The 24,852-nt window shown below is 40.5% G+C and carries 12 protein-coding genes; 2 read left to right on the top strand and 10 right to left on the bottom strand.

Annotation, left to right across the window (positions count from 1 at the left end):
- Together JJN12_RS02500 and JJN12_RS02495 are read left to right on the top strand one after the other, a co-directional pair.
- Nucleotides 1-720: a ComF family protein gene (locus JJN12_RS02500; RefSeq protein WP_208428218.1), complete on the top strand. Its 720-nt coding sequence runs from the start codon at nt 1-3 to the stop codon at nt 718-720.
- Between the two features lie 96 nt (nt 721-816).
- Nucleotides 817-1,221, top strand: coding sequence for a flagellar protein (locus JJN12_RS02495; protein WP_208428217.1), 405 nt, complete (start codon nt 817-819; stop codon nt 1,219-1,221).
- A 154-nt stretch (nt 1,222-1,375) separates the two neighbouring features.
- On the opposite strand, the gene JJN12_RS02490 is transcribed toward JJN12_RS02495, so the two are convergent.
- The 10 genes from JJN12_RS02490 to rpoC form a co-directional block, all read right to left on the bottom strand.
- On the bottom strand, nt 1,376-2,812 hold the full coding sequence (locus JJN12_RS02490) for an alpha-L-fucosidase (protein ID WP_208428216.1): 1,437 nt from the start codon (nt 2,810-2,812) through the stop codon (nt 1,376-1,378).
- Between the two features lie 19 nt (nt 2,813-2,831).
- Nucleotides 2,832-3,740 (bottom strand): carbohydrate ABC transporter permease, encoded by a 909-nt coding sequence (locus JJN12_RS02485; protein WP_208428215.1) that lies wholly within the window; start codon nt 3,738-3,740, stop codon nt 2,832-2,834.
- Nucleotides 3,741-3,749: 9 nt separating this feature from the next.
- A complete protein-coding gene (locus tag JJN12_RS02480; RefSeq protein ID WP_208428214.1) occupies nt 3,750-4,667 on the bottom strand; it encodes an ABC transporter permease in 918 nt (305 codons plus the stop codon).
- Nucleotides 4,668-4,725: 58 nt separating this feature from the next.
- Entirely contained in the window at nt 4,726-6,522 is a 1,797-nt protein-coding gene (locus JJN12_RS02475) for a type 2 periplasmic-binding domain-containing protein (protein ID WP_208428213.1), read from the bottom strand.
- Nucleotides 6,523-6,712: 190 nt separating this feature from the next.
- Complete coding sequence (locus JJN12_RS02470) at nt 6,713-8,428, bottom strand: cache domain-containing sensor histidine kinase (protein WP_208428212.1); 1,716 nt, start codon at nt 8,426-8,428, stop codon at nt 6,713-6,715.
- Nucleotides 8,425-9,561, bottom strand: a complete 1,137-nt coding sequence (locus JJN12_RS02465) for a response regulator transcription factor (protein WP_208428211.1) — start codon at nt 9,559-9,561, stop codon at nt 8,425-8,427. The genes JJN12_RS02470 and JJN12_RS02465 overlap by 4 nt, the downstream gene beginning before the upstream one ends.
- 294 nt (nt 9,562-9,855) lie before the next feature.
- Nucleotides 9,856-14,781, bottom strand: coding sequence for a S8 family serine peptidase (locus JJN12_RS02460; protein WP_208428210.1), 4,926 nt, complete (start codon nt 14,779-14,781; stop codon nt 9,856-9,858).
- A gap of 14 nt (nt 14,782-14,795) precedes the next feature.
- Complete coding sequence (locus JJN12_RS02455; RefSeq protein ID WP_208428209.1) at nt 14,796-15,749, bottom strand: hypothetical protein; 954 nt, start codon at nt 15,747-15,749, stop codon at nt 14,796-14,798.
- 174 nt (nt 15,750-15,923) lie between these two features.
- Nucleotides 15,924-20,738 (bottom strand): SpaA isopeptide-forming pilin-related protein, encoded by a 4,815-nt coding sequence (locus JJN12_RS02450; protein ID WP_208428208.1) that lies wholly within the window; start codon nt 20,736-20,738, stop codon nt 15,924-15,926.
- 341 nt (nt 20,739-21,079) lie between these two features.
- Entirely contained in the window at nt 21,080-24,751 is a 3,672-nt protein-coding gene (gene rpoC / locus JJN12_RS02445; RefSeq protein ID WP_208428207.1) for a DNA-directed RNA polymerase subunit beta', read from the bottom strand.
- Between the last annotated feature and the right edge of the window lie 101 nt (nt 24,752-24,852).

Below are 24,852 nucleotides of genomic sequence, written 5' to 3'. Positions count from 1 at the left end.
ATGTTTAAGAGACTGCTTAATCTGTTGTATCCTACAAGATGCCCTGTCTGTGATGACATCGTTATACCAAGGGGGAACAGGGTATGTGATACGTGCAAGGATATACTTAAGCCCGTAGCTCCTCCTCTTTGCTACAAGTGTGGAAGACAGATAATATCGGAGACGGCCGAGTACTGCGATACCTGTTCCAACTACAGCTTTAGCTTTGAGAGGGCTTTTTCTCTGTGGCCGTATAACAACACGGTTAAGGCTTCATTATCCGCCTTTAAGTACAAGGGCAGGAGGGAATTTGCAGACTATTACGCCGACAAACTATACGAATATTTTGCCCCTATTATAGATAAACTGGAGGTAGATATCCTGGTTCCGGTTCCAATCCATGCTGACAGACTTTTGACTCGTGGTTTCAATCAATCAGCACTGATTGCGGTAAAGTTAGCAGATAGGCTTGGACTGCCTGTCTCCGAGGATTATCTTCTCCGCTCAAAGAACACTCTTGCTCAAAAGAACCTTGACCATGTAGCGAGGCGCGCAAACCTAAGAGATGCCTTCAGTGTAAATAAAAATTCAAAATATTACGGAAATTATATAAAGAATGTCCTCCTCATTGACGATATTTATACCACAGGAAGTACAGCCGATGCCTGTGCGAAGGCACTTAAGGATGCAGGCAGTGACAAGGTTTACGTACTTTGTGTGGCCTCAGTAAGAGCTACATAGGCTAACGAAGCAGGTGTTAACGGGATTTAAGGCTTCATTATCCTTTGCGGCCCTCATCAGTACCGCATTATAATATTTGGAAAGGAATGATTATAGATGGAAGTAACAAACTGCAAAGCTTGTGGCAATCTGTTCAACTACACCTCAGGTCCAAGGCTATGTCCTAATTGTATGAAAAAGCTCGAGAAGAAGTTTGCGATAACTAAGGATTATATTCGCGAAAATCCTCATGCTAATATAAATACCGTAGCCAAAGAATGTAAGGTTTCTATTCCTCAGATTAAAAAATGGATTAGGGAGGAACGCCTTTCCTTCTCGCAGGAATCCGGTATCGGACTTGAGTGTGATAACTGTGGCAAGATGATTAGAACCGGACGTTTTTGTGCGGAGTGCAAGGCTAAGATGATAAATAACCTGGATAATGCCTATGAGAAGCCAAAGCCTGTAGTTCAAAAGAAAAAGGAAAAAGAAAAGGAACGTATGCGTTACCTTGATAAATAATTTAGATTTATGCAAGTGTGGGAAGTATAGAATTCGATTAGCTCTTGCTTGCAAAAGAGTTCAAAAAACGAGGAAGTATATGCTTCCTCGTTTTTTACGTTTTATCACATTAGGCATCCGCCACCCAAAAAAGCTCTCGGTGGACTGTGGAGATTTAATATACTCCTACAAAAGATATGGCAGGTGCTATTCTTGAATCTGTTATTTCTATCTTTATGCCCGTAACTTCTCTTCCACTTAAAACAACAATTCTCTTATAGCCTATTACAGTTCCATCATAGACCTCTTTATAGCCCTCACCCTTAACTTCCTCATATACTTTGAAGGACTCCACTCTTTGACTTAGAAGTATATTCTCTTTTAATACCAGGTAAGAAGCCTTTACTCCTTCTTCCCATTTAAGCTCTATGCAAAGCTCTCTTTTTCCATCCTCAGTCTTAAAGTAAGTCTCGTAGTCATCAGCCCTTATACTGCTTATATTCTCTCCTCTGTCTCCCTTTTCAGGTACCGAGATAATTTCTGCCTTATCAGCTAAATTATCCTTAAAGCTTTCCCTTATGAAGTCTCCAAGCTCTGCAAGCCTCTTGGTGTCATTTTCGTGGAATCTTCCGTTTTTCATAGGGCAGACATTGAGAAGAAGGGCTGTATTGCCTCCTACTGATTTTAGGTATATATCCTTTAAGTTCTCAAGGCTTCTTACCTTATCGTCCTCTTCAGGATGGTAGAACCAGCCGGGACGAATGGATAGGTCAGTCTCTGCAGGATACCAGGCAAGTTCAGGCTCATTTTCCAGTACTTCCCTGCTTCCAAGCTCTTCATTGGTTGGGTCTATCGCTCTTTTTCTAAATTCTTCGTTGTCTTCTTTCTGACTAAGCTCTGCTGTAAAAGCCGGAGATGTCATAAGCTTTGATACTACGCTCCATTCGCTTTTTCTCACTACACCGGCTTCATTACCACACCAGCGCACATCAGGACCACAGATTGATAGTACAGCCTCAGGCTGTAATTCCCTAACCTTAGCATAATATCTCTCCCAGTCATATACCTGTTTCTTGCCGTTAGGACCTTCACCGCAGGCCCCATCCATCCAGAAGGTATAGACATCTCCGTAGTTTGTAAGAAGTTCAGTCATCTGATTGATATAGAAGTCATCATATTCCTTTCCTGTACCGTATACTGCACAGTTTCTATCCCAAGGAGACAGATATACCCCAAATTTAATGCCATACTTCTTGCAGGCATCTGATAATTCCTTAACTATATCTCCCTTACCATCCTTGTATGGAGAATTCTTTACACTGTGTTCTGTATACTTGGATGGCCAGAGGCAGAAGCCGTCATGATGCTTGCAGGTAAGGATTAGCCCCTGCATTCCTGCACTTACAGCAGCCTTCACCCAGCTCTCTGCATCTAGGTCATAGGGATTAAATATCTCGGGCGATTCATCCCCAAGGCCCCATTCCTTATTGGTATATGTATTTACCGTAAAATGGATAAATCCATAAAATTCTCTCTGTTGGTACTCCACCTGTCTTTTCGATGGAACAACGCTTACAAGCCTCTTATCAAGCTCTTCGTATTTGTAGCTCATATTCTCTCCTTTCTCTTAATCAACCCTTAACAGCACCAACCATAATACCTTTTACAAAATACTTCTGCATAAAAGGATAGAACAGGAATATTGGAAGGGCCGCAAGTACAGTGATAGACATTCTTATACCTTTTGAAGAGATTTCCTGCATAAGTACACTTGCATCAGCACTTGAAGTAGCATTTCTAAGCTGTTCTGCTATTCTCTGTGCTTCATTCAAGTAATTGTACAGAAGGTACTGTAAGGTCTTTAGCTCTTCAACGCCTCTTGTATAAATGTGGTTATCAAACCATGAGTTCCACTGGCCAACTGCCACAAATACCGCCACTGTAGCAATAATAGGCTTTGAGAGAGGGAAAATTATCTTTGTAAATATAGTGAGGACTCCTGCACCGTCAAGCTTGGCTGATTCCTCAAGGGAAGCAGGAAGAGACTCCACATAGGTCTTAATAAGAACTACATTATACGCTGAAATCATACCAGGTATGATGTACACCCAGAAGGTGTTAAGCAGTCCATAGCTCTTGATTACAATATAGGTAGCTATCATTCCTCCGCTTATATACATAGTAAGTATGAGGAAACGGTAAAGGAACTTTCTAAAAGGCATATTCTCCTTTGAGAAAAGGTAGCCTAGGAAGGAACAGCTTCCAACACTGAGTACGGTTCCCGCTACTGTTCTTGCAAATGAAATTCCAAGAGAAGGCAGAAAGCCGTTCAATGTGAGTATCTGCTTGTAGTTTTCCAAAGAAAATCCCGATGGTATGAGTACAGGCGGAACCTCTCCGGCCTTTGAAGGGTCCGAAAGCGTGTAAATCACAACATACCAAAACGGATATATACATATAAATGTTATAAAAAGCAGAAATATATAGTTAAATACCTGAAACACACGTCTTGAAGCAGAGCTCTTAATATGATTGTTCATAATCTCCTCCTATACTACCGCACTGCCGCGCATCTTTTTAGCTACCAGATTGGCAAAGGTTACTAAGACAACGCTGACTACGGATTTGATAATACTAATAGCAACACCGTATGAATAATCCATATTTTCAAGACCTATTCTATAAGCATAAAGATCAAGAACCTCGATATTATCCGCTGTAAGCGAATTCTTAAAAAGTAGGTACTGCTCATATCCTGTATTTAAGAAATTACCTATGTTTAGGATAAAGAGTACAACAAAGGTTCCTATCATTGCAGGCATGGTTATATGAAGGGCACATCTAAAGTATCCTGCTCCATCCACCTTGGCTGCCTCATACTGCTCCTGGTCAATGCCGGCTATGGCAGCAAGATATATGATTGAGCTCCAGCCAAGTCCCTTCCAGAGTCCAAGCAGTGACTGGAAGATATACACCGCATTGCCGTCACCAAGGAGGTTTTGTCCCTCTGTTCCTATTCCTATCTTTAAGAGAAGAGTAGTAATAAGTCCATCTGATGAGAACAGTGTAAATGCCAAAGAGAAGATGATTACCCAGCTGATAAAGTTTGGAAGGGTAGTAAATGTCTGTACTATCTTTCTTACAGGACCGTTTTTAACTTCGTTTAGGAGTATTGCAAAGAACATTGGAAGTGGGGAAAATAATATGCCCAAAATAGCAAATATAAACGTGTTGCCTAATGATCTCCACACGTTTGCATCAGTGAATATGAGCTTGAAATATTCAAGGCCGACAAATTCGCTGTCTTTTAACTTAACGCCCGGTACATAATCAAAAAATGCATATATCCAACCAAATATAGGTACGTAGTTAAACAATAACACTATTATCATAAATGGAATGGCATAGTATAAAAGTTTATAGTCTTTTCTTGGTTTTGCCGCAGTTAAAGCTTTTGATTTTGACATCAATTCCCTCCGTTTCATATACAAACGGCGCGTGTTTTAAGACGCGCCGTAATACTTTTTATTTCATGCTGTCAAGGTTAGAAACTGCTGTATTCCAGTTCTCTTTCCACCAGCTTACTGACTTCTCAACGTTGGCTGCCTTTAAGTCTGCCATAAGCTTAGCCTTTGCTGCATCAAATTCAGCATCTGTCTTAGCCTGTACAAGGCTTGGAAGAGCCTTAATTGTGATTTCTTCTACGTTACCGTCGATACGGTTGATATCCTTTGTAGCTGCCTGAATTACCATTCTGATAGCTGACTTGGTATCTCTCATATCGATATTCTTGCCCTCAGCTATACCATTCTTAAGAAGGTCAGATGGAAGTGTAATCTTAAGTGTCTTACACATATCCTTTTCAGCTGCTGTAAGTGTATCTGCAAGTATGTCATTTGCAAGGAAAAGGTTGACCATACCGCCGTCAGCTAAAACTGCATTATCTGCATATCCTACGCTGCTGTACATATTGCTCTCGCCGATACCTGACTTTGTAAGCTCTTCAGCTCTTGCACCATCGGACTTGATTGTCTTTGTATCGTCCTTAAGAACTGCTTTGCCGTCCTTAACTTCCCATCTGCTCTCAACACCTGAGTTTGTATCTCTTGATGCTTCAGGGCTCTGAAGGTAATCAAGTACCATAACTGCTCTCTCAATGTTAGGAGAATGTGAAGATACGAAGTAGTACTTTCCGCTCCATCCTGCTTTGTTAGGCTCATTTGCCCAACCCATATAAGAAGGAAGTAAAACGAATTCTTTTAATGTATTAGGATCTTTCTTTCTCTCGTTGCTGTTGTAGTCGCCAAAGTACCAGTTGTTCTGACCGCCAAGATACTGTCCCTTGCTGTATTTCTCTCTGATGTCCTCACCCTTTGTGATGAATGCATCAGGATCAAGAAGTCCTTCTCTGTAGAGCTTGTTGTAGAACTTAACACCTGCCCAGAAAGGAGTAACCTTACCACCCTCATCTACATCGTAGATATCTGAAACAAGTTCATTGGTCTTTACATTCTGTACATAAAGTCCACCCTCAAGGTTAACATATCCCTCTGAGAGGCAGCCCTTGTGGAAGTAAGCGTGTAACTTAGCATCGTTGTAGATGGAGTAAGCGTAAGTCTCATCACCTGACTCTGTCTTAGGATATTTTTCCTTCATCTTCTTTAATGCTGCAATATACTCATCATCATTTGTAATCTTAGGAGCACCGATTTCCTTGTATAAATCCCATCTTACTGCATAGCCAAAAGGAAGTATAGCACCAAATGTCTCCTCAACATTGTCAGTTGTAACATGAGGTGTCACAAAGTACTGTCCCTTGCTGTCATCGCTTTTGAAGTTCTTCATTACGTTGTTTCTGAAGGTAAATGCATCAGCAAAGATATTAGGAGCAATAGCCTTATAATCCTCAAGATTAACCGCATGCTTTCCTCTTAATACGCCGTCTATGTTGTCTTCGTTAATCTGAACGATATCTGTGGTGTTCTCACCTGATAAGTCAAGGTTTAAGCTATCCTTCTGATATCCCTTGAACTTGATTGAGCAGTTAAACTTCTTCTCAAGCTCTTCAACAGTCTCGGTAGGCCAGTTAGCTTCATCAGTATCCTTGAGATTAAGTCCTCCGATAGTAATGTCAACATGCTTTGAAGTATCAGCTGCTGCCTTGGAAGCTGTGCTTGAAGCCTTTGCTGATGAGGTACCTGCCCCAGAAGCAGAACCTGCTGCTGAACCCTTAGAATCTGTCTTTGTGCCGCCACAGCCTGCAAGCAGTGTTGTAGCCATAGTCACAGCACACAATAACGATAAAACCTTTTTCCCTTTCATAAACTCTCCTCACTTTCACTACTTTATTTAAGTATTACGGTCTTATTATAAACAATTTGCACAAAGAATACTTGATGTATTTTTGTAAAACTTTGTATTTTTTTATATTTCCTTAAAACTTCTATTTATTTTTTTGACCTTAATTAATGTGATTTGACTTATTTAAAGGATAGTTAATAAATTAACATATCTAAAACCTTATTTCTACCGTCAAAGTGCCTTTATCATCTTGTTCAAGCCATATATTACCTGTATCTTTGTACAAAATATCCAGCCTTTTTTTAGCATTTGATAGTCCAATATGCTCTGAATTACCTGTATTATTCCTTAGCATATCATTGAGACTGTCAAGCTTAGACCTGTCCATATTAACACCACTGTTACTTATAGAGACCTTCATCATCTCTTCTTTTCTTATATTGACAGTTATAACTCTCTTGTCAAGAGGATCGCTTCCATAGATGAAGCAGTTCTCTATCATAGGCTGTAGTATCATCCTTGGAAAATCCTCCTTAAGAAGTGAACCATCACAGATGACCTTATACTCCATAGTATTGCCGTAACGAATATTCATCATAGATACATAGTTCTCACAAAATACCAGTTCATCCTCAAGCTTCCACAAGAAGTCAGGATTTCTAAGGATTGGAGTAAGAATCTTGGCAAGGATTTCAAGTGCGTTTGCCGCCACATTGTTGTTGGTAAGTGCCGCCATCCACCTGATAGAGTTAATGGAGCCAAGCAAGAAGTGTGGATTCATTTGATACTGAAGTGCCAAAAGTTCTTTTTTAGTATTTTCTCTTTCAACTGCTTTGATATCAGAGATGTATTTTCTTAGTTTGACAACGAGGAGGTAAAACTCGTAGTTTAGGGTGTCAAGCTCCTCCCATCCCTGATGTCCGGGCTGCTTGATGTCAAAGTTTTCTTCCTGAACAAGTTTCATCTGATCCATAAGATACTGGATAGGCCTTGTATATCTCCTGCTCCATATAAGGCCTGCTATAAGTATGAGTATACAGCTGATAAAGCCGACAACTGTACCGAATCTTCTAATGTCCTTAGTATCCTTAAGGTAACCTTCTTTGGGAACAAGATTGTAGAGTTTCCAGTCAAAGTTCTTTAGTTCGTGCTCAATAGTCTGAAAGCCGGCCTTTCTCTCAAATCTTTTGCCAAGAAGAGCTTCTCCTGTTTCCGATATTACTATACCGTCATCATTTACAAGGAGGGCAATGCTTCCATTATAGACCACTGATTCATAGGTTTTTCTGACAGATTTTTCATCCACACAGGCTACGATAAAGGCATCCTTTTCTCCCTCAGTTCCTTTTCCCAGGTACTTAATACCGATAAAGGAAGGCTTATTAGCTATAAGACTGAAGGCTTTTTCTCCGTTTTTCTGAATTTCATAACCAGATACCCAAAGCATGTATGGGTATTTATCCTCTGCTTTTTTGAGCACTGCTTTAAGGCTGCCGCTTATTACAGCTTTACCGCTTCTGCTTCTGTCTGATGCGGAAAATATGAAGCTTCCATCTGACTTTATCAAAGAAATGGCACTGATATTTGGATCTAAGAACATCATTCCATCCAGTTCCTTTATTATCTGCATTGAAACTACACTTTTATCAACATCATTTTTATAGTCGTCTCTTAAATACTCTAAAGGAAGGGTGAGGCTTCCATATCTGTTGACCTCACCTTCAACCGTACTAAGCATCTTTTTTAGTTCTTTATCAGCCTGTCTAAACGTAGCTTCAGCTACCTTCTTAGTGTTATCCTCCAGTTTCTTTTCAAAATACACATAGGTAATGCCAAAAAGAATGATAACTATAGCTATCACAGATACAAGTATTGAGAGTAGAGCTTTTATTCTCCAATTAATTTTCTTACTTTGCTTTATATTCAACTATTCTTCCTCCTCCATTTGGCAGGAGACACTCCCATTACCTTCTTAAAATATCTTGAAAAATACTCCTGACTTGGAAAGCCATGTTTTTCAGCAATAAAGGATATCTTGGCATCACTTACCTTAAACTCCTTAAGTACAGCCTTAAGTCTGACTTCGTTGAGGTATTCCACATAGTTTTTGCCTATTTCTTTCTTAAAAAGTGCAGAAAAATACGTAGGAGATACTCCTGCCACACCAGCCACCTTGGCCAGGCTTAGCTGTTCTCCGTGGTTAGCATTGATATAGTCAATCGCTGTCTTTATTGAGTTATCCCAGCTTGCTGAATTGTTTACGTCATCTCCTGATTTCTCGTGTCTTGTAAACCAGTCTGCTATCTTTTCCCTGCTTTGCCTTACACTGTTGGTATAAGAAAGTCTTATGCCAAGAAAGCTCTCCACCAGTTCATTAACCCTTTCCACCCTTTTTTCAAGATTTTCATTGTCTAGAGGGAGGAAAATGTAGAAGTTAACAGGCTTTTCAAACATAAGGACAACACCCTCTTTGAACTGATGGATGAGAAGTTCGTTGATAAATTTAACAGCTGAGTCATTGATTTTATCCCTATCCTCAGCCTTTAATGAAAACTTACAGAGATATTTCATCTTCTCATTTTCATTCCAGATAGGCTCACTGCCTTCACCAAGAAGATATTTCTTCAGCCTTTTTTCTAAGAAATTCTCATTATCAGGCTTATCTTCACCATTTCTGCCGATACTTATCAGATATTCCCTGGTTTCCTGAAGCAGTTTGTTGATTTCCTCCATGTTTAGTGTGGCTTTAAGTACATAGCCGTTTATCTTAAGAGGTACAAGCCTTCTTATAACCTCAAAATCATCTATACAGGATATTACTAAAATGGCACATTCCTTATCTATCTCACGTATTTTCCTTATAAGCTCGTGACCGTCCATCACATCCATTCTTATGTCGGTAATGACTACATCAGGCCTTATCTTCTGAAAAAGTTCAAAGGCCTGGCCGCCATCATCTGCCTGTGCCACCAGCTCCATGGAATAATCGCTCCACTTTATCGCATTTTGAAGCCCTATACGTACCAGTAGTTCATCCTCTGCGAACAAAACCTTATACATATCAAACCCCCATTAACAAATTACTTTTTTCATGATGTGAGTGTCAAAAGTATTTGGCACCCATTGATACAGGCTTGCAACAGCTGCGCTTAGCAAGGCCCTTGCAAAAACATTTGACACTCTGCTTTAAGTCTATATAAAAAGTATACTATAAATTAGATGATTTGCAAATAAAATGATGGCAGCAAAATACCCCGCTAATGTAAACGGGGTATTAAACAGTGATAATATCTTGTTTGATCTAAATCAACCTATATCCTATGCAATTGGTTTGCTACAGCCAGGGTACTCTTGTTATTTGGTTCTAAAAATGCTTATCTCCTTTTCATCCTTAAAGCCTGCCAAATCCACAGCACTGATTTTAATTTTATTTTGTCCAAGGTTCAGCGGCACTGTTATTTCTTTATCAATTACCACTCCTCCGTAAGCCATGGTTCTGTCTGTCTTATCTACAATACCTACAAGGGAGTCTCCATTATAGAGCTTAAGCCTTAAGGAATCATCTGTGGAATGGAGCTTGATAGTCACAGAATGAGAGTCAAGCTTTCTCGTTAAGACTTCATAAGTAAGCACAGGGTCTGTCAAATCATAGAAGGCACGTCTTACTATACTTGCTTTTTCTCCCTTCTTTGTAACCGCCTCTACCCTGATATTTACACAGAAGTCCTTTACGGGAAGTGTAGCGGAAAATGTGTAACCAAGGCCATTGTATGGTGAATTCCCACCGTATGAATATTTCTTAGCAAGGGCTTTAATATCATCGCCACTTAAGACCACCTTTTCACCTACTGCCTTGCCCTTATCATCAACAAGTGATACTTCTATGGTCTCTACCTTATCGTCTGATTTTACATTGCCGATGAAGCCTTCAACCTTTACGGTTTTTTCATTGTTAGAAGGTATCACATCCATAAGGGCAGGGCTTTCAAGAAAGACTACAGGATACTTGGTCTTAGTGTTATTTACACCGTTGTAGCCGTCATTATAGAGGTCATTTCCATAAGGTGTACTTTTTTTATCAGCTTCACTTCCCTCATAGATTATCTCAATCTGAGTATCATCAGTTAAATTATAGTGAATCTGAACTGAAAAGCCCTTAGCAAAGCTGTAGCCACTGGCGCCTGTATCAAGGTCAAGTGCACCCTTTAGCGGAAGAATGATATTTTCTCCGTCCTTTTTATGGAGGATGACTCCCTTAACCACAGGCTTTACTCCGTCCTTAAACCTAAGGTCAAGCTTAATATATCCGCTTCTTGTCTTAAGAATCTCATCTTCACCTATGGTAATATCCTTATTGTCAAGCTTTATTTCCTTAAAGTTGCCAAGCCCCGCCTTTTTAAGATCAACCTTTATATCCTTTTCTTCAGGCTCCTCTGGCATGGCTCCTTTAGCAAAGCTTGTCACTATCTCCTTGTTGCTCCTTAGAGGGTCTATGGTAAAGCTTAATGCCCTCTCATTCTTATCATAAGAATAGTTATATTCTTTTTTCATTCCGGGCTGAAGTCTGCTGTCTCTGATAAGATATTTTACAGAATGCCCCTCTCTTATGTATATCGTGCTTAGATGCCAGTTATCATCAGGCATTACAAGCTTTAAGTCCACCTTTTTGTCAAGTGTATCATACTTGTCATCATCAAGGAGTTTGCCATCAGCGTAAACCTTAACCCCTCTGTCTTTTATTGAATCATAGAAGTTTAAGAAGCTAACAGAATTGTAGCTTGCACTCTCTCCTGTTTTCACTGTCACATTACGCTGATTGCTAAGGTAATCCTTAACTGTAATGTAGATATGTGAAGCATCTGCAAGGAAGCTTGAATCTACCTCTATTTCCTCATTCCTGCTGCCATTTCTGTTAACATATATCTCCCTGCTCTCAGAAGGGTCTGAAGGAATCATATCATCTGAGATAACAAGCTTTCCATCTGTCACCTTAGGCAGTATTTTACCATCTTTTTCTGCCTCATCTGTAAAATTGAGAATAAGGTATTTGCCGAATTTAGGCTTGCCAAGCTTTAAGTCTTCTCCACTTATTCCATCAATTCCAGCAGACATCTTACCAGGTACAACAGGTTCATTTTCAATTGAAGAAGGCTTTTTCTTACCCGGAGGTGTAGGGTCTACACCCGGAGGGAGAGCGGGTCCGCTTTGGTTATTTCCCTCTTCTCCTACAAACTTAAGTGAATTAAGGTAAATCTGTTCTACTCCGCTGCCACCATCCTTTACCCTAAACTTTACCCTCTTTAGTCTGTTTTTCCCCTCTACACTTTTAACTTCAATATCGTCACTAAGCTCCGGCGCTGTGGAGTCTACCTTTAATTTATACCTGTATACCTGCTCATTATTACCACCACCTGAATTGCCGGTATTTAGCTTAGCCTTTATCTGATATATATAATTGACTCCTTCTGTAGCAAGTTTACCTCCTATTCTTCCATCCCACCAGGAATCAGGCATAATGTTAAAGCTTGCCTTTCTTCCGAGGCTGCTTAGCTTTCTTACCTTTAGAGACTTGCCTATTACCCTCAGTGTCTCATTGGTATCACCATCTAAGATAGAATACTCTATCTCATCCATATTTCTAAGTGGTGCTAGCCTTACTGCTACATCCTTGTGGTAAGCACCTGAAGGTGAGAAATAGAGGGTATCATTTACTACAGGAAGCCTTAGTGTAGCACTTGTAATGAACATAGATGAAGCCGCATTAACCAGCTTATTTACATAAAACTGTACATCTCTCTTTTCGTTATCAACCTCTTTTACCTGAAAAGCATCTATAGCCCTTTCACTCTCCCAGTCGCCATAAAAGCCTAAGAAAGGAATGCTAAGTGTGCTCTCATCATCCACCTCTTTAAGCTCTATAAAGCCCTCTAAGAAGTTGTTTATCTTTATTTCATCTGCAGCTGTATAGTCAAAGTCAAGTTCAATTGTATTACTTGATTTTCCTGAAACCGTAACTTCTCTTCCTTCAAAGCTCTGAGGAGCGTGGGCAGCCTCAGGAGTTTCAGTCCTATAGCCTTCAACAACAGGCTCGTATACTGCCTTCGTGCTGATACTGTAGGTCTTTTGGTCATTTCCAAAGTTCTCTAGTGTAAGTTTGGCCCTGAACTTCTTTTCTCCCACTTCCTTTATTTCTAGCTTACCGTCAGCCTTATTGTCATTTGTACCCTCAGCTTTTACTACAACAGTAGTCTCGAGTGCATTCTTAAGGTCAAGAGCACCGCTTCCCTGCTGCCTTACAAAGTAAGGAGTATCTTCTTTGTACAGTACAGGCTTTGCTGTATTCATAAGCAACAGCTTGGTAAAGTCAGAAGCATTGTCTACATTTAACTGATTTTCCCTGATATACTGTCTGATAAGTGCGCTGGCTCCTGCCACCTGAGGTGAGGCCATAGAGGTACCTGACATGTTCTGATACCTGTCATCCTCTGCGGTTGAATAAATGCTGCCGCCGGGAGCTGTAATCTCCGGCTTGATTCTAAGGTCGGGAGTAGGCCCCCAGGATGAAAAGTATGAAAGCCTTCCCGCAGAAGGATTCTCGAAAGGTATCTCATTCATAAAGATATCCACGGTAAATCTCATAGACATTTTATTAGCGATGCTTATTTTATTGAATGTACTGCGCTTAATCCTTACCACAGTTATGTTGCCTGCCTCATCACCAAGGCTTATATTTCTGCCTATCCTCTCTGCCTCTGATTCAGGATTGTAAAATACTATGGCTGATGGCTCAAGCGCTACTATCTTTTTAAGTCTTTCTACAAATGCCTGTTTGCCTTCTGTGTCATTTACAAGCTCAATTACAGCAAAATTCCCTTTTATATTTCTCTTTATAAAAGGGTCATCTTCCCTTCCTTCGGCTAGCTCTATCCATTTCCCTGTAAGCTTGTCAGCCGTTGCATTGGCTCCAGGCACTACATCAGCCTGTTCCTTAAACTCATTGGTTTTCTTTTCCTTCCAGCCTATTGCACGGGAATACTTTTTTAGATTGTCCATAGAGGCAACAGCAAATGAGCCTTCATCAAGTGCAGGATTGGCAATGAGGGCTGTATCAAAGTTTCCTTCAAGCGGTTTCACCCCATAGTAATTACCATCGGTTATAGTTCCGTCATTTCCTGCCGCTACTGTAACTACCACTCCTGCCCTTCTTGCCTTTTCAAACATCTCAGTCTCAGGATATTTCTCTCCTTCTACAGAAAAACCTGCAGATGAGCCGAGGCTCATATTGACAACATCAGCACCGAGAGAAATAGCGTCATCCATTGCTTTAAGCCATATATCCGTAAAGGTAGTAGGATACTGCAAATCATCCGAAAATACCTTAAGAGCTAGTATCTGTGCATTTGGTGCCACTCCATATAGGTTCTTCTCCTTATCATTGGCACCGACTATACCTGATACATGCATTCCATGCATCACTCCATAGCTGTCATAGAGATTGGTATTGAAGTCATAATAATTGTATCCGTAAGGAATCTTTGGTGTATAATATCTTCCACTTAAACCCTTCTCTTCAATCAGCTTGTTTACCTCTGCCTCAGAAAGCCTTGCCTTACTCTCATTATCCAGAGTAAATGCCTTATGGTTATAGTCAATACCTGAGTCTATCACCGCTACTACAGTGCCTTCACCCTTGTAGTCAAAGTTTCCTGCGTAGGTGGCTCCTGTCATTTCACTTGATGAAGTAAGCAGTGGTCTTTCAAATTCCTCTGATATGTATACATTTTTTACTCCATCCAAGTCGTCAATCTTGTCTATATCTCCTGCTTTAACATTAAGTGCTACACCGTTAAATACAGTGTCATAGTTTCTTATATCCGAAGTATCTGCCTCAATATTACTTTTTTTAATCTCAGCAATCACTTCATCCTGCTCTGATTTAAGCTCCTTTTTCTTCTCTTCCTTAAAGCTCTCGCTAAGGGTTGAGAGGCTCATATTTTTTTTGTTAGCCTCATCAAGAACTGAATCCTTATCAAGCTCCACTATGACTCTAACCTGTTTATCTTCTTCAGCTTTAAGAGTATCTGATTTAGGCTCTATGCCTTCTGCCTTACTCGTAATATCAGCCTGCTTAGCCTCTGCTGATACATTCTTTAATCTTGTAACAGCAGGATTTTTCGCTTCATCAGCTGCTTTTACATCCACTTTATAGTTAATTAAAGAAATAGCAAGGGCAGCAGATAAAACCGATGCTAGTATTCTCTTTCCGTCTTTCTTAATCATTATATCATCCTCACTTACTCTACTATGATGTAGACTAAAAACTTAAGTTTACCGTAATCCTTACCTCCGATTACCACATTTTCACTGGTAATACAGGTAAGAACATAGTTTCCTTTGATTCCTTTTTTAATACTCTCAAGGTCTTTGCCTTCCCAGGTGAGCTTATCTTCTATACCTGTATTCTCCCCAGTTGCAACAAAGCCTACATAGCCACTCTCCGGTAAGGATATGGCATTCCCCGACTTGAATCTTATTTTCCCGTCAACATCTGTATATTCGCCAAAAACCGTATACTCTCTAATGATTTTTTCTTTGTTTTCTTTGCCTGATGAGGAATTACTCCTTCCTGATTGTTCATTTACAATTCCCGCATTGCTAAAGTCTGTATTATCCACAGGCTTGTACTTATCAGTCTCTGGTATCTTACCAACCTCTTCTTCTTTAAGGTCTAAGTTCTTTTCCTCATTCACCTTCTTGTTATCTTTCTTTTTATTCTTGTTACCTTTTTTGCTCTTTTTGTTATTTTGATTTTTGTTACCTTTTTTACCCTTTTTTGCTTTGTTCTTAGAGCCTTTCTTACTGCCCTTTTTAGTCTTCTTCTTTTTATTCTTTTTTAACCTATTCTTTTTATTTCTGCCCTTACTTTTCTTCTTATTCTTTTTCTTTTTATTCTTTTTCTTCTTTTTCTTTTCCTTGTTTTCAGCTTTATCAGCTGCACTTTTATCTTGTTTGATAGGAGAAGTCAATTCTTCCTGATTTTCTTTAGGCTCTTTGTCTGACTTCTCTCCAGATGTCTCCTCAGGCTTTTCACCGGATTTTTCATCGTTCTTTGGCTCTTTATCCTTAACAACAACTGCCTCATGCCCTGGTCTTCCCTTCTTTGCTGCAAGCACCTGGGTATCTGCTGAAAATAGTGGTATTAACAGCATTCCACATAACACAAATAACAAGCTTCTCTTATTTTTCATCTCTCTTCCTTTCATGTATCAAAGTTAAACTTTTGCAACCCATTCGCAATTATAACACCATTTACAAAAATTGCAACCCATTCTCAAATCTTTTTTATTATATTTTTCTCAACAAAAAAAAGAGACCACCGTCTTAGCATAATGCCAAAACGATGATCTCTCATTAGTACTTAATTATTTATTAACTTTTTTTCTTCTTACAACAATGCCTGATGCAAGGAAGATGAGCATTGCTCCACCTAAGTAATAAACCATGGTATCTGAACCACCGGTTCTTGGGAGCCTGTTCTTACCACCCTTAGTTCCCTTAGGAGTACCGTCATCATTAACCTTCACATACTCGTTAGTTCCATCAGGTTTTTTCTTCTTTACATATCTACCCTTTGGAGTTCCGTTGTCATCAACCGAAACGAACTCATCCGGACTCTTTGGATCGTTCGGATTTGGGAAATTGTCTGATGGATAGGTAGGTGTATCATTGTTAGGTATATCTGTTGTAGGTACTGTTGGTGTAGGGTTTGGGTTAGGGCTTGGATTTGGGTTTGGGCTTGGATTTGGGTTTGGGCTTGGTGATGGATTAGGACTTGGGCTTGGACCCGGATTTGGGTTTGGGTTTGGACCCGGATTTGGATTTGGATTTGGGTTTGGATTTGGATTTGGGTTTGGGTTTGGACCCGGTACCGGATTAGGAGTTACATTCTCCTTATGATTGAGGACTACAATAGAGTCACCAACCAATCCAACATTTTCATCCTTTTCCACTACTGCTATCTCATCTACCACAGCCTTACCAGCTGCCTTATTGATTGCGGCTGTTGTCACAACCACTGTGTAAGTCTTATCAAGAGCCTTATATCCTGCCTTTGCAGAGGCTTCTTTAAGTGTGTACTTACCACTGGCAAGACCCTCAAATGTAACAATTCCTGCAGGTGTAGAGGTGGTTCCCTCTGCAATTACTGAACTTCCTGAAGTAAGTGTGAACTTCACTCCATCAAGACGTGACTTAATTTCATTGACTGTCACACCTGCCTTGGTTATTACATCCTTGTTTACATCATAATCTGCCTTAATGAGGTTAAAGCTTGTTTCATCCTTTAACTCACCTATTTTCTTGTTGGTAGCTACGATAGTTCTACCATCACTGCCACCTACAACACCGTCACCGAACTTTAACTGCTGCTCGCCTACAGGTGTGCCTTCTACTGCAAATCCACCGATGGTAAGTGTCTTGCCATTAGGAACGGTAATTCGCTCAACATTGAATACATAAGTATTTTTGTCTACTTCATAGCCTTCAGCGCTAAACTCTCTTAACTTGTAACCATTTCCTGCTTCAAGTGAAGCAAACTTAACTACACCTGTTGCATCTGTAGCTGCCTTCTTAACAGTGCCATTTGGATATGTGAGTTCAAACTCAACACCCTTGATAGGTTTTCCTGTCTCGGCATCAGTCTTTACTATCTTCGCAGTTAAATTGCCTTCTGTAACGAAGGTATCGAGTGAAACACCTGCTGAAACTGTATATGTTGCAACTTCAGCTTCTGACTTCTTTTCACCGTTAATACGAATCTGAACTGTATTCTTTATATCCTTAGGTGCATTCTTATCAAGAATGGTACTATATGAGAAAATAAACTTATTCATTCTCTCATTATTAGGTATCTTAAGTGTAAGAGCTTCCTTACCACCTTCCTTACCAAATGAAAGGAGGTCTGTTAACTTAGCAGAATATGGAACACTGTTTCCGTCTTTGTCAACCATCTCAAGGCTGTAATATCCCTTGCCAAGAATTGGCTTGTCATTTTCCTGGAATACATTAAGTCCCTTTTCAAGTATATCGTATAAGGTAATATCTTTCTTATCAGCCGCGCTGTCATCCTTTGCAGCTTCGATTTCACCCTTGGTACCAGCATCCATAATAGCTGGATTGTACTCTATGGTCCATCTTATGATTCCACCCTGCTCTACCTTATATTCCTTACTTAAGAATCTGGTATCATAATCAACAGTCTTGCTGCTTGAAAGGCTGTAATCCTTACCCTTAGTTCCATCAAAGCTTACATCGTGAAGTGTTACTGCCACATCGTTGGTCACAGCACCCTTAGAATTGATAATCTTCTTCTCGTCTCCGTTCTCTCCGTCTCTTATCTGAGCTCTAAGGAGAATAACGTAAGGAGCGTCAAGCTTCTTAAGGGTAAAGGTTGTATCAAGTTTATCTCCGTTTGCTACATTTTCACTTACTGTGAATATGTCATTTGCATCAACAGGGCTTCCCTCAGCTGTTACATAAGCATCATTGGTATAGCCTGCTCCTGTAAAAGCTGTTCTAGGTGTTCCCTTAAATACAAGGTAGTTATACTTATCATTAAGTGGAACTATCTTAAACTTACTGTCTATGCTGTCCTTTATAAATGCTTCAAGCTTGCTTGTGTCTAATTTCTTTATGTTTTCAGCATTTACGCTAAGACGGAATACTACTGACTTATAATCCTTTGCATATGCACCTGATGTACCATTTACAACATCATTTGCATTTGCTGCAGTGTAGCTGCTTTCGCCGCCTGCGATGAGCTTTTCAGCTGCATCACTTGTAAGTGCGTCCTTCTGAATCATTCTATGGTTGTAGTTTGCCCAATAATCACTAAAGCTTCCGTATTCTACGCCTTCTTCACCATTTTTACCAACCTTACCTGATCCATAAAGGTAAGCTAAGTTCATAACCTGATTGTATTTTAAGTTGCTGTCATTACCTCGTCTTGAACCGCCTGTAAGTGAATCAGCGTCAAGTATATTAGTTCTGAATGAGAAAGGATACCACTTGTCACCCTCGTTATCAAGAGTCTTGGTACAATCTTCAAAGCCTGTTACTTCTAAGATTTTACCTACAGCCTTCTTCTCTGTGCCTTTTGTATAGTAAAGAGTATGCACAGTGGCCTTCAGTGCTCCATTATTTAAGCTGTCTACAAATGAACCGTCCTCATAGCTCATTTTTGCAGTACCTGCCTGATATACAATATCAGCTACTTTCACTCCTGAAGCAAATTTCTTGTCGCCATTTTCAAGTGAGAAGTTCTCTCTGGCAGCAACCTTGTCAGCACTTGTACCATTTATAAGCTTATAGTACTCATCTGAGTTTCCAATGCTTGTATCAATCAAAGTATCGTAAACATAGGTCTTGATACCTTTAGCCTTGTTCTCATCAACGGTTCCCTTGCTGACCTTTATATTCCAGGTAGGGTTAGACTCAATATACTTACCCTCTGCCCTTTTAATTATGCTCTTTTTACCGATGTCGAAGCCTTCTGAGAGGTCTACGTACTTCTTGCTGTCCTTACCCCACATAACTCTTGCATTGTTACTGAATCTGTCAATACCCTTTAAGCCTTCTACTTCTGACCAGATTGTTAACTTTGCTACAGTGTTTAGATCGCCTATCGCGTATACACCGTCCTGTGGCTGAGTTGTGATGTATTTTACATCAGTGCCCCAGGTCTTGTTTGCATAATCAAAATAGAGCCACTTATGTCCGGTTACATCCCACTTTCTTACCATTGCCTTATCAAAGGTCATTTCTTTCTTTGAATAACGTCCGGTAAGAGGAAGTTCATCTCTAAGCTTTACATTTGTGAGATTCTTATCTGTTGCATCAAATACGATATCCCACTGTACTTTATGTTTGCCGTTTTCTACTTTAACGTCCTCATCAAGCTCAGCAAAGCTGTCTTTTGTCATTCCTTTGTCACTGAGGTGATCCTTTAAGAGTGCATCTCTTATTCCGTTTTTCTCGGAATAGCCTCCGTGATACTTAACTCCCCACATTCCGCCCCATCTGACAGTTGTGGTGTTCTCAGCGACTTTAACAGTATATTTCCCATCTGTTTCCTTCTGATACAAATACGCAGTGTTGTCTCTGGTAAAGCCATTTCTAAGATCAGTATAGTATGTATCTGAAGAATCCTTCATTAAGCTTGTACTAAACTTAACTATTGCCTTGCCCGGTGCATTCGCAGGGAACACATAGGTAAGTGCATTGTTGTTGCCTGCATCAGTTGCACCTGTTACATACTTAAAATCTGATGAAGCACTGCCGTCATCACCAAATATCCTGTTGCTGGGTGCGTTGTTTGCACCTGCTTCATAGACTGTGAAAGTCTTAGGTATATAGGCACCTACTTTTCCGATAGGATCTTCAAGTCTATAGCCTGCTAATGAAGTCTGCTCTCCAGCAGCACCTTTTTTCTCAACCTTTACAGTCCAGTTGACATTTCCATTGTCGTAGTCTATGGTTCCTGTCTTTTCTACAACAAACTTGTTGTCAAACTTGCCAAGATATATCTTCTTCTCTGCAGAATAGATATAGCTTCCCTTTGCATCTTTGCCCATGCTGTCCTGATCAACATCAAAGTCCATCTTGATATTGGCCCTTAAGTCTGTTGCATCCTGTAACTCGTTGTTGTCAACAAGTAAAGTCATAACCATGTATACGGTTTTTGTAGCATTGTCAGCTTCTACCTTTGCTGAAAACGCATTCTTAACTGTATGCTCGGTACCATTTACCATGAATTTGGCATCTAACTTGCCAAGATCTAAATTGCCTGTTAACTTTACTCCCTTTTCTATCATAGGGATGCGAATAAAGTCGTCCTTTTTCAGATATGGTCTTGCGTTGCCATCTGTAGCTACAGGCAGCTCAACACTCATATTAACTCTGAAGTTCTTATTTGGATTTATTTTGCCGGTTGGTTCGTTTGAGCCATTTTGAATAACATTACCATCCTGCATCACAGTGCGATCCAGACGGTAGCTGTCTTTCCAGGTAAGCTCTTTCGCTCCGGTTTCTGCAAGCACTCTGCTCTCACTGAATGCTGTAGTCTGTTCTCCCCCTGCTTCCTTTGCAAATACGCCAAGAGGGTTGAAACTTGTAAGCACAAGTCCTAAAGCGAGCGTCACACTTAGGGCACCTCTTTTAAGTCTGGTTTTTTCCCACATAACATTCTCCTTTACGTAAGTATTCTTAGTCCATGAATTATATCGGCATTTTACCATCAAAACTTAACCTTTTTTATAATATTTTTTTTAAAATATTTTTATATTTTTTTTATAACAAAAGACCGCAGGAAAATAATACTCCCACGGTCTTGTAGTTACCATATTACATTTACTATTAAGGCTAACACTGTAAGGGCAATGCCCCTTATTACCCGCCTTTTAACAAATCCCTCTTCCATTGTCATTCCTCCATAATTTACAGAGAAGGTTATAATTGATATTCATTATCATTTGTATTATAAGACTTTTTTTATGAAAATGCAAGGAGATTTGTAATTTAATTATTCTTCATCCTGTCCGTTATCTGTTGTCACTACTTCATCATTCTCATAGTGGTCAGCGTAGTTATCATCAAACTCGTTTAGATTGAGGTTCTCCTCACCCATCTCGTCAAATTCGTGATCGCTGTCAAGCTTAACTGAGCGGTAGAACTTCATACCTGTACCTGCCGGAATGAGCTTACCTAAGATAACATTCTCCTTAAGACCGATGAGCTTATCTACCTTGCCCTTTATTGCTGCATCAGTAAGCACCTTTGTGGTCTCCTGGAAGGAAGCTGCTGAGAGGAAGGAGTTGGTTGCAAGAGAAGCCTTGGTGATACCAAGCATGGTTCTCTCACCCTCTGCCTTCTCGAAGCCTTCCTGCTCGAGCTGCTCATTAAGCTCCTCGAACTCGATTATATCGGCATATTCGCCTGTCAGATAATCGGTGTCTCCAGGCTCGGATATCTTTATCTTCTTAAGCATCTGACGAACTATCATCTCGATATGCTTATCGTTAATCTCAACACCCTGCAAACGGTATACACGCTGTACTTCACGGATCATATAATCCTGTACTGCTCTTACACCCTTGATACTAAGGAGATCGTGTGGATTGATACTACCCTCTGTGATTTCATCACCGGCTTCAATTACATCTCCGTCAAATACCTTGATTCTTGAACCGTAGTTGATAGGATACTTTCTTTCTTCGCCGTCATCAGCTGTTACCACAACCTCACGTCTGCTCTTGGTATCCTGGATACTTACCTTACCTGCAATCTCAGAGATAATAGCAAGTCCCTTTGGCTTACGTGCCTCGAAAAGCTCCTCTACACGAGGAAGACCCTGAGTAATATCTCCACCCGCAACACCACCGGTATGGAAGGTTCTCATGGTAAGCTGTGTACCCGGCTCACCGATTGACTGAGCAGCGATAATACCAACTGCTTCACCAACCTGTACAGGATCACCTGTTGCCATGTTTGCACCATAGCACTTCGCACAGATACCCACGTGGCTGCGGCAGGTAAGAACGGTACGTATCTTTATCTTGGCAGCTGTGCCCGCCTCCATAACGGCCTTTGTCTTCATTATCCTGGCTGCACGCTTTGGAGTAATGATATGATTTGCCTTAACTATAACCTCACCGTTGTCATCATATATAGTCTCACAGGAATATCTTCCCTTGATTCTCTCTTCAAGGCTTTCTATCTCTTCTTTTCCGTCCATAAAGGCTGATACCCACATACCAGGTATCTCGCTCTTTCCTGCACGGCAGTCAGTCTCTCTGATAATAAGATCCTGAGATACGTCTACAAGTCGTCTTGTGAGGTATCCTGAATCGGCTGTACGAAGAGCTGTATCTGAAAGACCTTTTCTTGCACCGTGGGCAGAAACGAAATACTCCAGAACGTCAAGTCCCTCACGGAAGTTAGACTTGATTGGAAGTTCGATAGTATGTCCCTTTGTATCCGCCATAAGTCCACGCATACCTGCAAGCTGCTTAATCTGCTTATCAGAACCACGGGCTCCTGAGTGTGCCATCATATAAATGTTATTATATTTATCAAGACCGCTCATAAGCTTAGCAGCAATCTCATCATCGGCCTTCTTCCAGTTCTTAATAACTTCCTGATATCTCTCCTGCTCAGTAAGGAGACCTTTTCTAAAGTTCCTTGTTATAATCTCAACCTTTTTCTGTGCTTCTTTAAGAATCTCTGCTTTTTCAGGCGGAACTGTCATATCTGATACAGAAACCGTCATAGCAGCTATGGTTGAATACTTATAACCAAGACTCTTCACAGCATCCATTATCTCCGCTGTTCTGGTAGCACCGAGGTTTGCCATACACTTCTCAAGTATCTGCTTAAGCTCCTTCTTCTTAACGAGAAAGTCTATCTCAAGCTTTAAGAAATTCTCATCAAGGCTTCTGTCTACAAAGCCCAGATTCTGATCAAGTACTTCGTTGAATATGAATCTTCCGAGTGTAGACTCGATTATCCTCTCCTCCTTAACTCCCTTGGAGTTGATGCCCTCACGTCTCACCTTAATCTTAGCCTGTAAGGTAATATAGCCGTTCTCATAAGCAAGAAGTGCTTCGTTCATGTCCTTAAAGAACATTCCCTCTCCCTTGTCGCCAGGCTTGTCAAGTGTAAGGTAATAGATACCAAGCACCATATCCTGGGAAGGAACCGCAACCACACCACCGTCAGAAGGCTTAAGGAGGTTGTTAGGTGAAAGCAGGAGAAAACGGCACTCAGCCTGAGCTTCAACAGAAAGTGGGAGATGGATAGCCATCTGGTCTCCATCAAAGTCTGCGTTGAAGGCTGTACATACGAGCGGATGTAGCTTAATAGCCTTACCTTCTACAAGTACAGGCTCAAATGCCTGAATACCAAGTCTGTGAAGGGTCGGAGCACGGTTAAGCATAACAGGATGATCCTTTATTACATCTTCAAGTACATCCCACACCTGAGTCTCTACCCTCTCAACCATCTTTTTAGCTGATTTAATATTGTGTGCTATATCACGGGCAACAAGCTCCTTCATAACGAAAGGCTTGAAGAGCTCGATAGCCATTTCCTTAGGAACACCACACTGATATATCTTAAGGTCAGGACCAACTACGATAACTGAACGTCCTGAATAGTCAACACGCTTACCAAGAAGGTTCTGACGGAAACGTCCCTGCTTACCTTTAAGCATATCGGAAAGCGACTTAAGTGCTCTGTTACCAGGACCTGTAACCGGCTTTCCACGGCGTCCGTTGTCAATTAGAGCATCCACAGCTTCCTGAAGCATACGCTTTTCATTTCTCACAATGATATCAGGAGCACCTATCTCAAGAAGCTTCTTAAGACGGTTATTTCTGTTTATTATTCTTCTGTAAAGGTCATTCATATCTGAGGTAGCAAATCTTCCACCATCAAGCTGAACCATAGGACGAAGATCCGGTGGAAGTACCGGAATAGCCTTAAGAATCATCCATTCAGGACGGTTGCCTGACTCCTTAAAGGCCTCTATCACAGCAAGCTCTTTGGCAGCCTTAATCATCTTCTGGCTCTTTGAATTGCCTGCCTTCTTTAATTCCTCCTTAAGGCGCTTTGACTCTTCTTCCAGGTCAATATCTGCAAGAAGCTTATATATAGCCTCTGCTCCTACTTCCGCCTTGAAGGTATTACCATATTTTTCTTTTGCCTCTAAGTATTCTTTCTCAGAAAGAATTGTTTTTTTCTCTAAGTCACTGCTTCCCTTGTCTGTTACGATGTAAGAAGCAAAATAAAGTACTTTTTCAAGGCTTCTAGGAGGTATGGACAATATGGTACCCATACGGCTTGGAATACCTTTAAAATACCAAATATGGGATACAGGAGCCGCAAGCTCAATATGTCCCATTCTCTCACGCCTTACGGTTGCCTTTGTAACTTCAACACCACATCTGTCACAAATAACACCCTTATAGCGGATTTTCTTATATTTACCGCAATGGCACTCCCAGTCCTTACTAGGTCCGAATATCTTCTCACAGTAAAGCCCGTCCTTTTCAGGTTTGAGTGTTCTATAGTTAATTGTCTCAGGTTTTTTTACTTCTCCGTGAGACCATTCCTTTATTTTCTCTGGTGAAGCCAAGCCTATCTTTATCGCATCATAAGTAATTGGCTGAACATTTTCTATGCTCATCTCTGACATCCCGTTACTCCCTTCGTATTAAACCGGCCCTATGGGACTTAAGCCTAGGCAAAAGTCCCATAAGCCTTATATCTTTTGTAAATTCCGATAGAGAAATAAAT

Origin of the sequence: Catonella massiliensis (assembly GCF_016651435.1) — a bacterium.
GTDB classification, from domain to species: Bacteria; Bacillota; Clostridia; order Lachnospirales; family Lachnospiraceae; genus Catonella; species Catonella massiliensis.
Note: the sequence above shows the minus strand (reverse complement) of the source record. Positions and strands in the feature narration are given on the sequence as shown.

Bases quoted from the DNA above. Each gene is read 5' to 3' on its own strand.
- JJN12_RS02500 (WP_208428218.1), top strand. From the start codon at position 1: ATGTTTAAGAGACTGCTTAATCTGTTGTATCCTACAAGATGCCCTGTC.
- JJN12_RS02495 (WP_208428217.1), top strand. From the start codon at position 817: ATGGAAGTAACAAACTGCAAAGCTTGTGGCAATCTGTTCAACTACACC.
- JJN12_RS02490 (WP_208428216.1), bottom strand. From the start codon at position 2,812: ATGAGCTACAAATACGAAGAGCTTGATAAGAGGCTTGTAAGCGTTGTT.
- JJN12_RS02485 (WP_208428215.1), bottom strand. From the start codon at position 3,740: ATGAACAATCATATTAAGAGCTCTGCTTCAAGACGTGTGTTTCAGGTA.
- JJN12_RS02480 (WP_208428214.1), bottom strand. From the start codon at position 4,667: ATGTCAAAATCAAAAGCTTTAACTGCGGCAAAACCAAGAAAAGACTAT.
- JJN12_RS02475 (WP_208428213.1), bottom strand. From the start codon at position 6,522: ATGAAAGGGAAAAAGGTTTTATCGTTATTGTGTGCTGTGACTATGGCT.
- JJN12_RS02465 (WP_208428211.1), bottom strand. From the start codon at position 9,561: ATGTATAAGGTTTTGTTCGCAGAGGATGAACTACTGGTACGTATAGGG.
- JJN12_RS02460 (WP_208428210.1), bottom strand. From the start codon at position 14,781: ATGATTAAGAAAGACGGAAAGAGAATACTAGCATCGGTTTTATCTGCT.
- JJN12_RS02455 (WP_208428209.1), bottom strand. From the start codon at position 15,749: ATGAAAAATAAGAGAAGCTTGTTATTTGTGTTATGTGGAATGCTGTTA.
- JJN12_RS02450 (WP_208428208.1), bottom strand. From the start codon at position 20,738: ATGTGGGAAAAAACCAGACTTAAAAGAGGTGCCCTAAGTGTGACGCTC.
- rpoC (WP_208428207.1), bottom strand. From the start codon at position 24,751: ATGTCAGAGATGAGCATAGAAAATGTTCAGCCAATTACTTATGATGCG.